The sequence below is a fragment of the Ruegeria sp. HKCCD9138 genome (genome assembly GCF_057220975.1).
The window spans coordinates 55240-70798 of sequence record NZ_JBWVAZ010000013.1 but is presented as its reverse complement, the minus strand read 5'-3'; the positions used below and the strand labels follow the sequence as shown (position 1 = coordinate 70798).

The 15559-nt window shown below is 57.5% G+C and carries 14 protein-coding genes; 11 read left to right on the top strand and 3 right to left on the bottom strand.

Annotation, left to right across the window (positions count from 1 at the left end; translation table 11 throughout):
• Positions 1–729: a TSUP family transporter gene (locus AC2TEL_RS18940; RefSeq protein WP_480906139.1), complete on the bottom strand. Its 729-nt coding sequence runs from the start codon at positions 727–729 to the stop codon at positions 1–3.
• Between the two features lie 103 nt (positions 730–832).
• On the opposite strand from AC2TEL_RS18940, the gene AC2TEL_RS18935 reads away from it, so the two are divergent.
• The 5 genes from AC2TEL_RS18935 to AC2TEL_RS18915 all read left to right on the top strand — a co-directional run bounded on the left by AC2TEL_RS18935 (position 833) and on the right by AC2TEL_RS18915 (position 7028).
• On the top strand, positions 833–1711 hold the full coding sequence (locus AC2TEL_RS18935; RefSeq protein ID WP_480844236.1) for a LysR family transcriptional regulator: 879 nt from the start codon (positions 833–835) through the stop codon (positions 1709–1711).
• Between the two features lie 249 nt (positions 1712–1960).
• Positions 1961–3466 (top strand): trimethylamine methyltransferase family protein, encoded by a 1506-nt coding sequence (locus tag AC2TEL_RS18930; RefSeq protein ID WP_480906136.1) that lies wholly within the window; start codon positions 1961–1963, stop codon positions 3464–3466.
• Positions 3467–3477: 11 nt separating this feature from the next.
• Positions 3478–3912 carry an SRPBCC family protein gene (locus tag AC2TEL_RS18925; protein ID WP_480906133.1) on the top strand — a complete coding sequence of 145 codons (435 nt, stop codon included), beginning with the start codon at positions 3478–3480 and terminating at the stop codon, positions 3910–3912.
• A 2-nt stretch (positions 3913–3914) separates the two neighbouring features.
• Positions 3915–4619: a maleate cis-trans isomerase family protein gene (locus AC2TEL_RS18920; RefSeq protein WP_480906131.1), complete on the top strand. Its 705-nt coding sequence runs from the start codon at positions 3915–3917 to the stop codon at positions 4617–4619.
• A complete protein-coding gene (locus AC2TEL_RS18915) occupies positions 4620–7028 on the top strand; it encodes a GcvT family protein (RefSeq protein WP_480906129.1) in 2409 nt (802 codons plus the stop codon).
• Here AC2TEL_RS18915 and AC2TEL_RS18910 read toward each other — a convergent pair.
• Positions 7025–7945: a LysR family transcriptional regulator gene (locus tag AC2TEL_RS18910; RefSeq protein ID WP_480844231.1), complete on the bottom strand. Its 921-nt coding sequence runs from the start codon at positions 7943–7945 to the stop codon at positions 7025–7027. The two genes, AC2TEL_RS18915 and AC2TEL_RS18910, sit on opposite strands and share 4 nt — an antisense overlap.
• A 103-nt stretch (positions 7946–8048) precedes the next feature.
• On the opposite strand from AC2TEL_RS18910, the gene AC2TEL_RS18905 reads away from it, so the two are divergent.
• Positions 8049–9326, top strand: coding sequence for an aspartate aminotransferase family protein (locus AC2TEL_RS18905; protein ID WP_480862761.1), 1278 nt, complete (start codon positions 8049–8051; stop codon positions 9324–9326).
• A 105-nt stretch (positions 9327–9431) separates the two neighbouring features.
• Here AC2TEL_RS18905 and AC2TEL_RS18900 read toward each other — a convergent pair whose 3' ends face one another.
• Positions 9432–10823: a DHA2 family efflux MFS transporter permease subunit gene (locus tag AC2TEL_RS18900; protein WP_480844229.1), complete on the bottom strand. Its 1392-nt coding sequence runs from the start codon at positions 10821–10823 to the stop codon at positions 9432–9434.
• A 211-nt stretch (positions 10824–11034) separates the two neighbouring features.
• Here AC2TEL_RS18900 and AC2TEL_RS18895 point away from each other — a divergent pair, with 211 nt between their 5' ends.
• The 5 genes from AC2TEL_RS18895 to AC2TEL_RS18875 all read left to right on the top strand — a co-directional run bounded on the left by AC2TEL_RS18895 (position 11035) and on the right by AC2TEL_RS18875 (position 15549).
• Complete coding sequence (locus AC2TEL_RS18895) at positions 11035–11268, top strand: hypothetical protein (RefSeq protein WP_480844228.1); 234 nt, start codon at positions 11035–11037, stop codon at positions 11266–11268.
• Positions 11265–12410, top strand: a complete 1146-nt coding sequence (locus AC2TEL_RS18890; protein ID WP_480844227.1) for a M24 family metallopeptidase — start codon at positions 11265–11267, stop codon at positions 12408–12410. Before AC2TEL_RS18895 ends, AC2TEL_RS18890 begins: the two co-directional genes overlap by 4 nt.
• A complete protein-coding gene (locus tag AC2TEL_RS18885) occupies positions 12407–13117 on the top strand; it encodes a maleate cis-trans isomerase family protein (protein WP_480844226.1) in 711 nt (236 codons plus the stop codon). The genes AC2TEL_RS18890 and AC2TEL_RS18885 overlap by 4 nt, the downstream gene beginning before the upstream one ends.
• A 136-nt stretch (positions 13118–13253) precedes the next feature.
• A complete protein-coding gene (locus AC2TEL_RS18880; RefSeq protein WP_480844225.1) occupies positions 13254–14354 on the top strand; it encodes an ABC transporter ATP-binding protein in 1101 nt (366 codons plus the stop codon).
• 103 nt (positions 14355–14457) lie between these two features.
• A complete protein-coding gene (locus AC2TEL_RS18875) occupies positions 14458–15549 on the top strand; it encodes an extracellular solute-binding protein (protein WP_480844224.1) in 1092 nt (363 codons plus the stop codon).
• Positions 15550–15559: the final 10 nt, after the last annotated feature.

Below are 15559 nucleotides of genomic sequence, written 5' to 3'. Positions count from 1 at the left end.
TCATCCAGCCAGATAGGCGCGCCGGAACAGGGCTACGCAGGCAAGAATTGAGATCACGCGGATCGCGTTCGAGATCGCTTTCTGCGGTAGGTGCGGGCCGGCCAGGCGCCCAAGCAGGCAGCCGAAGATCGTGGCGAGCGCAAACTGCCAAAGCCACGGGGCGTTGGCAAAAGCCGGCCAGTCCGACAGGCAATGCAGCGTGAATGCGGCGCCATAAGCAACCAAAGCCACCGGCTGAACCAGTTTCCGGGCTTCCTGAGGTGTCCTGCCTACCGCAAGCAGGCCCAGTACCATCAACGGGCCGGGAGTGGCCGCCCACACGGTGGCCAGCCCCGAGAGACCCGAGATCGCCTTGAAGCCCAATGGGCCAACGGTGTTGCCCTGCGGTATCATCGAAGTGGCGACTCCGATCAGGAGCAGCACTGCGGTCAGTGACAGAACCGTGCGTTCCGAGAGGTAAGGGTAAATCAGCAGTCCCAATACGATCCCTGCCAGGCATCCAAATACGGCCTTTCGGATCAGGGGTTTGTCACGAATCCAGACTTTTCGGTCTGTGGCCACGACAGATACAAGCGTGTTCAGCATCAGCAACACCGGCACTGCAGTGCCCGTTCCCAGCAGCACCATCATCACAGGTGCGACCACAATACTGAAGCCAACCCCGACCCCCACTTGAATCCCGGCGCCGACGGTAATGGCAAGCAACAGCACAATGAGTTCGACGGGCACGGTTTTTCCTTATCGCGGTTTATGCCCTGAAAACTAACACTGCGGTTGCTGGGCAAAAAATCATCTTGTTGAATTTTTTGATACTCAAATGTTATCAACTGCCATGCGCATCACCGCCCGCCAGATCGAACTGTTCCGAATGGCCTACCGCCATCGATCAACACGCAAAGCAGCGGATGCCTTGCACATCTCACAGCCCGCAATCAGCCGGGTCGTAGCTGAGCTAGAGACCGAAATGGGTGTGGCGCTGTTTGACCGGTCCGGGCGAAAATTCGAACCCACGGCTGCCGCTCATAGTCTTCAGCAAGCTGTCCAAAGACACTATCAGGGACTGGAACGCATACGCGAAACTGCCTTGCAGATTGCCTCGGGAACCGGTGGTCATCTGCGGGTGGCAACCGTGCCGGCGGTCGCGGATACCCGGGTTGCTGTGGCGGCAGGAAAGCTCATGGCAGCCCATTCTGCCTTGCGAGTGGATGTCGACGTTCTGAATGAAAAGAACGGCCTTGCAGCGCTGAGGGAGGGGCGCGTTGACTGCGCTGTCATTTCTTCCGACCCTGGTGACCCGAACCTCGCTTCTACCCGATTGGCGGACATACAACCGGTTGCCATTCTGCCGCTGAATGACCCAATGGCCGGAGCAAAAACCATTTCTGCGGCCGAACTGGCAGCGGTTCCACAGATAATGCTGACGCCGTCTAGCCCATTCCGTCGTGCAGTCGAATTCATGTTCGACCGGGAAGGCATATCGTTCCAAGTTCGGGCAGAGTCACAAACTCAAACCGCACTTGTCAGCATGGTTGCGCAAGGGGCTGGTCGCGCCATCGTCGACAAAGAAATCCTGGCCATAACCAGTAACCCCAAGGTTTCGGCCACTCCTTTGACGTCAGTCCTGAGTTGGCCAATCCGGTTGGTTGCTCTCTCGGCGTCACAAGACATTCCGGGCTTGCAGAACTTCACCAATGAATTGTTGAAAACCTAGTCGCGTGCGAATTCGCTGTTCAACAATCCTCGGACGTTCATTTGGCGCGACCGTGCCGCAACGCGGTCCAGGGCAATCAAACACTGAAACACTCACGGCGGGCGCCAGGCAGGTGCAGCAGGGTATTCCTTCGATGGGCAGTTAGGAATCCGCGATGCATTGATGTGAGATTTTTTCACCATCTACGCCGTTTTATTGAATTTTCAGACCAATCATTTTCTATTCTAATGACCCCATCGGGGAGTGAGAATGGCGCGACGCACGAGAAAGCGGCAGAACGAGGCAGGCGGCTCTGATCGAGGACGCGCGCCGGAATTCTATGCGGGCGGAAATCTGCGCCCTCTGTCAGAAGCGGAACTCGCAAAGATCGTGACCCATGCGTTTGACATTCTCGCAACCATTGGCATGGCCAATCTACCGGAAATGGCCGCCAATCGTGCGCTGGCGGCAGGCGCAAGACGGCGCGGCGATGGCCGACTGTGTTTTCCGAAAGACATGATCCTGTCGGCACTTGCGCGCGCGCCAAAACAGATTGCATTGCCCGGCTTTGTTCCTGAACGCGATTTGCGGATTGGTGGTGGGACGGTTCACATCGGCACTGGCGGTGCAGCGGTTCAGGTTTTGGACGCCGAAACCAACACTTATCGCGATAGTCACGTAGGCGATCTTTATGACCTGATGCGCGTTCTGGAGGCGTCGCAGAACATCCACTACGGATTACGTCCGGTCGTCGCCCGTAACCTTTCCGATCCGTTTGAACTGGACGTCAATTCGGCGTTCGCCTGTATGAAGGCGACCTCCAAACCCATCGGTATCAGCTTTTGCGACGCGGATCACATCGACCCGATCGTTGACATGTTCGACATGGCGCTCGGTCGCACCGGAGCCTTTCGTGATCGGCCGTTCTGCATGGCAGTCATAGTGCATGTGGTGCCCCCGCTGACATATGCCGCCGAAGGTATTCATATGCTTGAAAAGGCCGTGAATGCCGGCATGATCCCACAGATATGCTCTGCCGGGCAGGCTGGCGCAACAAGCCCTGTCACCTTGGCAGGGGCTCTTGCGCAGGGATTGGCTGAATGTCTTGCCGGACTGGTGGTGGTCGATGGAATCCAGAAAAGCGCGTCCTGCATCTATGCCTTGATGCCGTTCATTTCCGATCTGCGCACCGGCGCAATGAGTGGCGGTGGAGGTGAGGCCGCGATTGCAAATGCGGCCGCGGCTCAGGTTCTGGCGCATGTCGGTTTGCCATCAACCGTCTCGGCCGGAATGACGGATTCCAAACTCGTGGACGCGCAGGCTGGTTACGAGAAAGGATACACTGTCGCGCTGGCAGGTCATGCGGGCGCGGATATGATCAACCTTTCGGTTGGCATGTTGGGGTCAATCATGGTGGCCAGCCCCGAAGCGATGGTTATCGACGATGACATGTGCGGCGCGATCCTGCGGTCGATCAAGGGCATAGAAGTGTCAGATTCCACGCTGGATTTGGCAGCGGTTGAACGCGTGGTCACGCAGGACGGGCATTATCTGGGTGAGGCCGAGACCCTCAATCGGATGAAATCCGACTATTACTATCCCTCTCTTGCCGACCGGCAAAGCGTCGATGACTGGATTGATGCGGGCAAGCATTCCATCTGGGATCGGGCGCAGCTGCGGGTCGCTGAGATTCTGAAAGGCCCGCCTCCCACTCATTTAAGCGCCGAGGCCGAAGCCCGCATTCGCGCCCGCTTCCCCATCCGCCTTGAGCAATGAAAGGAACTCAGATGCACGTATTTCGCAGCATGATCATTGAGGCAGAGATCGACAGGGTTTGGGCCGCTGTGCGCGCCTTTGACGGTGTGGCAGCGTGGAACCCGGGCGTGGATAGGGCTGAGTTGGAAAACGGGGCGCCGACATCCACCGGAACAATCCGGGAGCTTCATATTCCGGATGGAACAATCTTTCGCGAAACTTTGCTGGCGCATTCCGATCACGATCATTTCTACACCTACGACATCCTTGAAAGCCCGCTTCCGGTGACCGGATACATTTCGACCCACCGGTTCATCCCGATCACCCAAACCCGCCAGACTTTGGGAATATGGGAGAGCCATTTTGATTGCACTGCGGAAGTCGCGTCCGAGATGGAGCGGATTGTTGGGGATGCCATCTACATTGGCGGCATGACCGGATTGAACACGTTTTTGAAGGGAGACTGAAAGTGGCCGATACACTTGCCCCCCGCGCCGTGATCGGCGTCATGACACCGGCAATGAATACCGTTGTCCAGCCGGAACTCGAACTGCTGCGCCCTGAAGGCGTGACAAATCAGATGCAGCGGTTTCGTCTGGGCGGAGACAAAGTCTCGGATGATTTGCCCGACGAGGCCGCCAAACTGATGGATTGTCGACCTGTGGCAATTGCCGTGGGCCTGACCACGGATGCGGGGCCGGGTGGTCCGGGCAAGCTGAAGGCTCGCTGTGACGAAATATCGGAACAAGTTGGTGTCCCGGTGTTGGCAGCGTCCGGCGCGGATTACGAGGCGCTACGGGTGCTGGGCGCGCAACGGGTTGGTATCGTGACGCCGTTTAACGCCGAAGTGGACGCAGTGGTCAAAACCAACACCGAAGCCGCAGGGTTCGAAGTGGTCGCGATAAAAGGCACCGAGGCGCCGACATTGCCTGAAATCTGCGAGACACCTTTAAGCGATATTCGCGAGGTCTTCGCTCAGGTGGCCGCATCCGATTGCGATGTCATTCTGCAGGTCGGAACGGCACTTCCCGTCGTGGCGCTGATTGCCGAGCTTGAACAAGCCCATGGCAAGCCAATCGTGGCTTGCAACGCGGCTGTTTACTGGCAAACGCTGCGAGCCATAGGGATCACCGATCCAGTTTCAGGCTTTGGGAAATTGTTGGAGCAACACTAGATGCGCACACACGCTCAGGTCGTTGTCATTGGCGGCGGGGCCGTCGGCGCGGCCATCCTGTATCACCTGGCCAAGGCAGGCATCACTGATACGGTTCTGATCGAAAAGAACGAACTGACAGCGGGGTCGACCTGGCACGCCGCGGGTAATATCCCGACTTATGCGAATTCGTGGCTTGGGATGCGCGCTGGAAATTATGCCTGGTCGCTCTACAAGGAACTTGCGAAAGACCCCGAGGCGCCGATTACCTATCGGCATACATCGGCCATCTGGCCAGCGCATACGCCTGAGCGCATGCAGCTTTTCCAACATCTCTGCGGCGTATCCCGCTCAGCCGGGTTTGAGTTGTCGATGCTCTCACCGACCGAGATCGAACGGATGCATCCCTACTGGCGGGCAGACAACACCGTTCTCGGAGGCATTCTGGACCCATATGAAGGTGACATCGATCCCAGCCAGCTGACGCAGGCGCTTGCCAAACACGCGCGCGCGCTTGGTGCCGAGGTGCGTCGTTTCACCCGTGTGACCGGCCTGAGCCAGCGACCAAATGGCGAATGGGACGTTGATACGCCCGATGGGGTGTTGGTGGCCGGGACGGTGATCAATGCGGCTGGGTCCAGCGGCGCGATGATTGCTGAAATGGCGGGACTGCACCTACCCGTCGTGACTCTTGAACATCAGTACATGGTGACGACGGCATTGCCGCAACTTGAGGAAGATGCAGCTCTTTTCCCCCTCATCCGCGACCCGGATATTCGGTTCTATTTGCGCCGCGAACGCAACGCCCTGTTGCTGGGTTCATACGCACATAAAGGCCGCCCGGTTTGGCAGGACGGTGTGCCTGCGGATTTTGACCACCAGCTGTTTGCCGATGATGTTGACGGAATGATGGAGGTGTTCGAGGCCGCCGCATCACACGTGCCACTGCTGGCTGAGGCGGGTGCGCAACGCTTTGTGAATGGTCCGATCCCCTACGCACCCGACGCGCTGCCGCTGGTTGGGCCTGCCGGAGGGGTACGCAATTTTTACCATGCGACGGGGGTTCAGATTGGCATCACGCATTCGGCCGCGATCGGCAAGGCCATGGCCGAATGGCTGACGGCGGGAGAGACCGAGTGGGACCTGTCGGCGTGGGATCCGCGCCGTTTCGGCAACTGGGCCACCCACGAGTATGCGGCAGCCCGTGCTTCTGAACACTATGACCTGCAATATGCAATTCCTTATCCGCACCGGATCATGTCGTCCGGGCGGCCGGTGAACCAAACCCCGCTTTACGAGCGCTTGCAGGAACAAGGCGCGGTGATGGGGCAGATCGGCGGGTGGGAGCGTGCGTTCTGGTTCCAACGCGATGGCATGACGAACACCGGGGAACTCAGCTTTGGGCAGGAACCCTGGCAGGATGCCGTTCGGCTAGAATGCGAAACCGTTCGTGATGCCGTTGGGATCATGGATCATGGCGGGTTCACGAAGTTCGTTCTGGAAGGGCCGGATGCCTTCGATGTTCTGAACCGGTTGGTTTGTGGCACGCTACCGCCCATAGGTCGGGTCCGCCTGTCCTACATGCTGACACCACAAGGCCGCATATGGTCCGAAGCGACGATTGCGCGATTGGCCGGGGATCGGTTTCTGCTCTGCGGTCCGACCTTGGCCGTGGACCGGGATTTTGACTGGATTTCCGACAGTATCGGCCCGGCAAATGTGACTTTGAGAAAAGGCCATGACCATGACGGCGCATTGTTGGTGATGGGGCCGCGCTCACGTGATCTGCTGCAGTCCCTGACATCCGCCGATCTGAATGCGCCTTGGATGAGTGTGGCCGAGATCGACGTTGCCGGGGTATCCGTCACGGCAATGCGCGTCAGTTATGTTGGCGAGTTAGGGTGGGAATTGCACGTTGCATCGCACGATCTGGTGGCACTCTACACCGCAATCTGGAAGGCCGGGGCGGAACATGGCATTTGCAACTTCGGTTCCTATGCGTTGAACGCCATGCGGATCGAAAAAGGGTATCACGGCTGGGGTGCGGATTTCGGCACAGAATACACTCTGTTCGATGCCGGGTTGGCGAAATTTGCCAACTTGGCGAAAGGGTCGTTTATTGGCCGAGAAGCCGTGGTGCAGCAGGCTCAATCCGATCCCGAATGGCAATTCATCGGGTTGGAGATCACGGACCCGGGGCCGGAACCGCTGCCTTCGGACCCGATCACCAATGAGGGCAAGGTCATCGGGTATCTCACTTCTGTTTCGATGGGGTATCGGACAGGTCATCTATTGGCTCTTGGTTATGTCGAAAATGGCGCGCTGGCGATTGGACAGACCTGCCACATCCAGGCTTTCGGGGACATGCGTGCGGCCATACGTCATAACCACCACGCCTACGATTCCGACAACAGCAAGTTGCGGGCCTAACCAAACCCGCCGTTCCGGACCGACCAATCGGCAAGCGCCTGACCAACCTCCAATATTGGTCCGGCGTCCTTGTCTTCTGACCGAATAAGGGCCTGCCACGAAACCTCGATACCATCTTCACCGACGCGCGTTCCGACAATGCGCCCCGCCAAGATCGCAGGGCGTACGGCCCAACCGGCCAACACGCTGGTGCCCTGACCAGCGGCAACAAGCTCAACAATGGCTTCGGGAAGTTCAACTGTTGCAGCCCAGCGCGGATAACTTTCCGAAGGGCGGAACAACCGCGCGAATTCTCGATCAGGTTCCGGCGTCAAGGCATAGGTGATGAACTCTTCGCCTTCGATATCGGAACCATCAACAAATGACTTTCCGGCCAGGGGATGATCCGGTGGCACGATGAACAACAACTCATCTGTGAACAGGGGCAATTGATACGTCCCGATTGGCTGCGCGTTGCCTGAGGTGACAATTAAATCAACATGCCGATTTGTTAGCGCCTGGATGGGGTCGCGCGCGACGTTTGCCATCACCTGTAACTCGACGCCGGGCAAATGGGCGCGCAGGTACGAGTTGAAACCAGGCAGCCAGTGATAGGAACTGTAGGCCTCAACGCCGATACGCACCACGTGCTCGACGCCGCGGTCCATCCGCCGAACATCGCGTTCTGCACGGTCCATTTCACTCAGAACGCGCTCGGCCATATCTGCCAGGTATTCGGCGGCCGGTGTCATGCGCAATCGCTTGTGCATCCGTGTGAACAGGACCAGATCCAGCCGCCGCTCTGCTTCTCTGATGCGATGGGACAAGGCTGAGGAAGTCACGCCCAGTGCCTCGGCAGCATCCGTTACACGTCCGTGTTTCGCTATGGCCTGTATCATTTTGAGGTGCCGAAGATCGAGAAAAGGGCCGTCGGCCATCACTTCACCTGAAGAAAATTCACAATAACTGCTAATTTTCTTAATTGCCTTTCAACTTTGGTCAAGACGAAACTCACCATGAAAGCGGAACAGGGGAAGCCGGATGACTCAGACCAATCTGGAACAGTGGCGTGCACGTGCAAATCGGGTTCTGCCCGCCGGAGGATTTGGGAACTACGACCCGAGCGTCGTTCTGAAAAAGGGGCAGGGGTCTCGTGTTTGGGATGAGGATGGCAAGGAATACATTGACTACCTGATTGGCTCGGGTCCAATGCTGGTGGGTCACAATCATCCCGAAGTCATGGAGGCCGTGCAAGCGCAACTTGCCGATGGCATGACGTTCTTCACATCCAACGCAGCCGGAATCGAACTGGCCGAGGTGATTTGCGATGCGGTGCCTTGCGCGGATCAGCTACGCTATGTCTCCACCGGTTCCGAGGCAGATATGTATGCCATGCGTCTGGCGCGTGCATATACCGGGCGAGACCTCATTCTGAAATTCGAAGGCGGCTATCACGGGATGTCCGGTGAAGCCCTGATGAGCATGTCCCCGCAGCACCTTTCGAACTTTCCCGAGCCCGTCCCCGATTCTGCTGGAATTCCGCAGGCGACGCAGGACGGTGTAATCATTGCGCCGTTCAACGATATCTCATTTGCCCGTCAGATTATTTCCGAATACGCTGAACAACTTGCCGGTATCATAGTCGAGCCGCTTCAACGCTTGATCCCGCCAGCGCCGGGATTTCTGGAGGCGTTGCGGGAAGAAACACACCGGCATGGCATCGTTCTTATCTTCGACGAAGTTGTCACCGGTTTCCGGCTGGCGCTGGGCGGTGGACAGGAATTGTACGGCGTCACGCCCGATCTTTGCACTTTGGGGAAGGTCATCGGTGGCGGGTTCCCAATGGCCGCCATTGCCGGGACAGCCGAGATCATGGCCCATTTCGACGTCGACAAAGTGGGCCAAAAGGGCTTCACGTTTCAGGTTGGAACCCTCAGCGGCAATCCGGTGGCCGCTGCGGCGGGGTTGAAAACCTTGGAAATACTCAAGCGCGACGGCGCCTATGAAGACCTCCGCAGATCCGGGAAGAGGTTGATGAAAGCATTGGAAGCAGCCGCCTCGAAGAGAGGTTTTTCTGCGACTGTCGTTGGTGATCCGGTTCTTTTCGACATCGTGTTCGCAGAAGGCCCTGTTGTGGACTATCGCGATACGCTGCGTGCCAACGCAGATCGCCAGAAACAGTTCAACGCATCCTTGCGGGCTGATGGTATTTTGAAAGCGCCCATGAAATTCTATGCTTCACTGGCTCTGACCGCGTCGGATCTTGAAGAAACCGAACACGCAATCGCCCGTGCCATGAACTCCTGCGCAGATCTCTGATCCGCCGTTGCCAATCAGGCATGAACACAAGGATCGAGGTGCGCGGATATGTGTGAAACCAAGGCTGCACGACGACAAACCCACCGCAGCAATAACGCATTTCCGCTAATTGGCCGCAGTCTCGGAGACCTCAATCGCAAAATATGCGTAGACAAGAACCAGCGCGGACACGGCTGCGCCCACCCAAAAGACGGCGGCCTGAGACGATGTCATCGCCAGTGTCGTGCTGCAGATGGTCATTCCCAGGGTGCCGCCGATTAGCTGGCTCGACAGGACCATACCCCCGGCCTGACCTTGCATCTGCGGTGGGACGGACATGGTCACCGCCCGCTGGGACGGGACGAACATAAGCGACACGGCGATCCCAAAACAAACGAAGCCGAAAAATACGAGGATCTGAACCTGAATCGTCATCCCCATTGCCATCGCAATCAAGCCACCGGTCGTCAAAACCAATCCCAATAACGCGGGCCACCGGGTTCCGCGGCTGTCAGACAAACGGCCTGCAACAGGCGCCATCAGAGTAGTAGGCACAACAGCCGGGAGCAGCGCAAGACCGGCCCATAATGGGCTCCACCCTTCAACCGTTTGAAAATACATGGCACCAAAGACGAAGGTCGCGATCTTGGCGTATTGCGCCATTCCAACAATCAGGTTTGACGCGGAAAACGTCGCGTTCCGGAACAAATCGATAGCAAGCAAAGGGTTGGTGAGGCGCAATTCCACGACCGCAAAAGCTATGAGCATGCCAGCCCCGAGGATAAGCGCAACGATTACACCGGTCTGTTGCCATCCTTCTTCCGGCCCTTGCATGATGCCAAATATCAAAAGCGACAGTCCGCAGATCAAAAGGATCATGCCGATCAGGTCAAAACTCTCTTCGGCCTGTCGCGGCGGATCGCGCCAGTATTTCCAGACAACAGCGGCAACGCAGATCACGACTATGGGATTGATCCAGAAGATCCATCGCCAGGACAAACCTTCTGTCAGTGCGCCGCCCACCAATGGCCCTGCTGCCAGAAAACTTGTTCCGATTGCACCGTAGGTGCCCAAGGCCATGCCGCGCTCGGAATCGTCAAAAGACAAGGCAATGAGTACAAGCGAAAGCGGGAAGATCATCGCGGCTCCCACACCCTGGACTCCACGTGCCAAAAGCAGAAAAAGGCCATTCGGCGCCAGCCCCGCAGCCGCCGAGGCTGCGCCGAATATCAGCAGGCCGATGGTCAGAAGAATCCGGGTGCCGATAATATCGCCGATGCGACCAGCCGCGCCTGCAAGAACCGCGAGGGTCAGCAGGTAAATGTTGACCACCCAATGCGACGAGAGTTCGGACATCCCCAGTTCATTGCGGATTGTTGGTAGGGCAACGCCAACCGCGGTTTCATCCAGAAGGATTACGCCGAGGATGCAGCCCATAGCGCCCAGAATCCACCAACGACTGTTATTGCCTGCGTCCAAAACCCGCAACTCCCCCGCCAGTTCATTATTTCGCGTCATTCGGCCGTGCAGCAACCGCTTGTGTCGGCACTTTATCCGACGCGTGCGCGGCGACCTGATAGCCGCAAACAGGTTTGTCCGGTTTTTCACGCTGATCAAGTGTTTTGAACCGCCCGAGGCGTCCACAGGACGACAGCGTTCGCCAGCAAGCTGAGGTTGACAGGACTTCACCGATCGGATCACGTCGACAGATCAGAAATTCGGAGGGGTCATGCAGATCGCCAACGACTTGCACCGGTCGAGGGAAAAATCGGGGCCACCTGAGCCTTTTTGTTTTGCGAGCAAAGCTCGCACCGCTGACCCCAATAACGACACAACAAGCCCGGCGTTCACGACATCCTGCAAAGAGGGCGATTATTCTTTGGCAGAGGAATGCTCTGGTAACGCACTGGTGATAAACCGTCAGGAATGCATTAAGTGTCACGATGCAGAGATTGCTGCATGAGGGGTTTCGCGCCGTCCGAGTTCCAAGCGCGTACCGAGCGCGCACAGACGTTGATGAACACAGCGGGCCTGTCCGCTCTGTTGCTTACGACGGAAACAGGCGTGCGTTACTTCACAGGGTATTTGACCCGGTTCTGGGAAAGCCCGACGCGTCCCTGGTATCTGATCGTCCCGGCCGCTGGAAAACCAGTGGCGATAATACCATCCATAGGTGCTGCGCTGATGGGGCAGACCTGGATCGAGGACATCCGAACCTGGAGTTCCCCGGACCTGAGGGACGATGGCGTCTCGCTCTTGGCTGATGCACTGGCTGCGCTGACACCGACAGACGGAAAAATCGGCATACCGGATGGTCACGAGACCCATGTGCGGATGCCGATGGCGAATTTGGATCGTTTGCGCAGTGAGATAGGAACACGCGCAATTACAGGCGACCACGGTATTCTGAGGCGGTTGCGCATTATCAAATCAGAGGCCGAGATCGACAAGATTGAAACTGCCTGTGACATCGCAGGCAAAGCTTTCGCACGTGTGCCCGAGATAGTTCGCGAGGGTGTTCCGCTGGACGAGGTGTTCCGCAAATTTCAAGTGCTTTGCCTGGAAGAGGGGGCCGATTGGGTTCCCTACCTGGCGGGCGGGGCAGAACAGGGCGGCTATACCGATGTGATTTCACCCGCATCGCCAACCCCCTTGGCGGTTGGTGACGTTCTGATGCTGGACACCGGGTTGGTCTGGGACGGATATTTTTCGGATTTCGACCGCAACTGGTCCATAGGCACCGCGCGGCCCGATGTGAAATCTGCTTATGCCCGGCTCATCGAAGCCTCGGATACTGCGTTTGAAATCGCTACCCCGGGCGCGACCGCTGCGGACTTGTTTCATGCTATGAACTCCGTGCTTACAAGGGACGCCGAGAGTACGGATGCGGGGCGCTTGGGGCATGGGCTGGGGATGTCGCTGACCGAATGGCCGTCTCTTATACCGACTGATCACACCGTATTGGAGCCGGGCATGGTATTGACGCTGGAACCGGGAATTTCCGTCGGTGGCAAGATCCTGGTGCACGAAGAAAATTTCGTGGTCACCGATGGAGCCCCACGTTTTATCAGCCCGCGCATCGGGCCGGAGATAATCGAGCTATGACCCTTATTCCGTACACTCTGGATGAAGACGATCCGCAAGCCTCGCCATTGGGTCTGATTGTGCTGCAGACCGACGAGACGCTTGAGCCGGAATTCAGTCAGTATTTCTCGGACCACCGATACCCGATCCACGTATCCCGCATTCCCAGCGGGATCGAGGTGACGACTGACAGCCTGGCTGAAATGGAGAGTGCATTGCCAGCGGCCGCCGGCTTATTGCCCAGTGCGCGCCCTTACCGCGTGGTGGGATATGGGTGCACGTCGGCGAGCTCGGTCATTGGTTCTGAACGTGTTGCGCACCTTGTCAAACAAGCCTGCAATACGGCCGAGGTCACAAATCCCCTACGTGCCGCCACGGCCTGCGCCGAAAACCTTGGAGTTTCGAAATTCGCGTTGCTTTCACCGTATATTGAAGAGGTCAACATCCCGCTGCGCCGCGCTTTTGCCGAAAGCGGAATAACAATGGATGTGTTTGGAACGTTCGGAGAAGCCGAAGAGGCCAAGGTCGTTCGGATTTCCGTTCGATCCGTGATTGATGCTGCCACGAAACTGGGGTCGGACCCGTCTGTCGAGGCGGTTTTCCTGAGTTGCACCAACCTTCGAACCCGCGAGGCCATTCCCGAGATTCGCGCCCGGATTGGAAAGCCTGTTCTTTCGAGTAATCAAAGCCTTGCATGGCATATGCGCCGTCTCAACACGGACAATTGACTTGTCAATCGCTCATCAAATTTGGCAAAATCTGCATTCATAGTTGCAATATGCACATCGCATGGTCTTAACTGATGCCTACTGATCAATGAAATCCGACGCTCTCGGATAATCATTTGACGCAACAGGGGGTCTTGTGACCGATACAACGAACGACGCCGCGTTTGTCGAATTTCAACGCGTTCAAAAGTCTTATGATGGCGAAAATCTCGTCGTTAAAGATCTCAATCTGGCAATGCCCAAAGGCGAATTCCTGACGATGCTTGGGCCGTCAGGGTCGGGTAAAACCACCTGCCTTATGATGCTCGCCGGGTTTGAAACTGCCACCCATGGGGAAATCCTGCTTGATGGCAAGCCCATCAACAACATTCCGCCACACAAGCGTGGAATCGGCATGGTTTTTCAGAATTACGCCCTTTTCCCGCATATGACGGTGGCCGAAAATCTCTCGTTCCCGTTGGAGGTTCGCAAACTGGGCAAGTCGGAACGGGAGGAAAAGGTCAAGCGTGCGCTGGACATGGTGCAGATGGGCGCCTTTGGCGGCCGGCGGCCGGCTCAGCTGTCCGGGGGACAGCAGCAGCGGATCGCCCTGGCCCGCGCCCTCGTGTTCGAACCCGAGCTTGTTTTGATGGACGAGCCATTGGGTGCCCTGGACAAGCAACTGCGCGAGCATATGCAGTTCGAAATCACGCGACTTGCGCATGATCTGGGGATCACCACCGTCTACGTGACCCATGACCAGACCGAAGCCCTGACCATGTCCGATCGTGTTGCCGTGTTCGACGATGGCCGCATCCAGCAGCTTGCGCCACCCGATCAGCTGTACGAAGAGCCTGAAAACAGTTTCGTCGCGCAATTCATCGGTGAGAACAACACTCTGGAAGGTGTCGTGAAGTCAATTGATGGCGACACGTGCCTCGTCCAATTGGACGATGGTTCCGAGATCGACGCGGTCCCGATCAATGTCCACGAAGCAGGTGCGCGAACCAAGGTTTCGATCCGACCCGAGCGTGTCGAATTCAACAAGGACCGCCTGCACGCCGATGCGCATACGCTCAAGGCAACCGTCAAAGAGTTCATTTACATGGGCGATGTATTTCGGTTCCGCATGTCGGTGGCCGGCAATGACGAGTTCATCGTCAAGACCCGGAACGCACCGGACGCCGTTCGGCTGAGCCCCGGTCAGGAGATCGAGATTGGCTGGCTGGCCCAGGATTGTCGTGCGCTCGACGCATAGACCAAGCTGCGCGGAACAAGCGCGGCTAAACTGAGGGACCGGCTGATGAATACCCGTGCATCAGCCGACCACACACATAAACGGGATGAACTGGGAGCAACACATGAAAACAACCACAACCCTACTTACGGCAGCAGCCCTTGCCACCGCTGCGAGCGGCGTTTCCGCCGAGGAGATGACCATCGTTTCCTGGGGCGGCGCCTATTCCAAATCGCAGCTGAAGGCTTATCACGAGCCCTATTCGGAAAAGACCGGTGTCACCATTTTGAATGACGACAGCTCGGCGGAAGCCGTTGCCAAGCTGCGCGCAATGAACGAAGCCGGCAACATCACTTGGGACGTGGTGGACGTTGTGGCGGCTGACGCAATCCGTCTTTGCGACGAAGGTCTGGCGCTGGAAATCGACCCGGATACAATGCTGGCCCCGGCGCCCGATGGCACACCTGCATCCGAAGACTTTGGTGACCTTCTGGTCAGCGACTGTTTTATTCCACAGATCGTGTATTCGACCACGTTCGGGTATCGGACTGACTTGGTGGGTGACACCCCGCCGACTGATGTCTGCGCGATCTTCGATCTGGAAACCTATCCCGGCAAGCGTTCGCTGGAGAAACGCCCGATCAACAACATGGAATGGGCCCTGTTGTGCGACGGTGTCGCCAAAGATGACGTTTATGACGTTCTCGCTACACCTGAAGGTCAAGACCAGGCACTGGCCAAACTCGACACCATCAAGGACAACGTTGTCTGGTGGTCCGCAGGGGCCGACACGCCGCAGCTTTTGGCTGACGGTGAAATCGTCATGGGGTCGACCTATAACGGTCGCCTGTTCAGCGTGATCGAAGAACAGAAACAGCCCGTTGCCATGCTGTGGGACGCGCAGGTGTTCGATCTGGACGGTTGGATCATTCCTGCCGGTCTGAGCGAAGAGCGTCAGCAGCGTGCACTGGACTACATCATGTTCGCAACCGATACGCAGCGTCTGGCGGATCAGGCCAAGTATATCTCGTACGGTCCGGCCCGCGCATCGTCTGCTCCGCTGGTTGGCCAGCACGCAGAGCTGGGCATCGACATGGCACCGCACATGCCGACCGATCCGGAAAACGCCAAGAACACGTTCCTCTACAACTACGAGTTCTGGGCTGATTATCGTGACGACATCGACGCCAAATTCCAGGCGTGGCTGGCACAATAAGCCGTTGCAC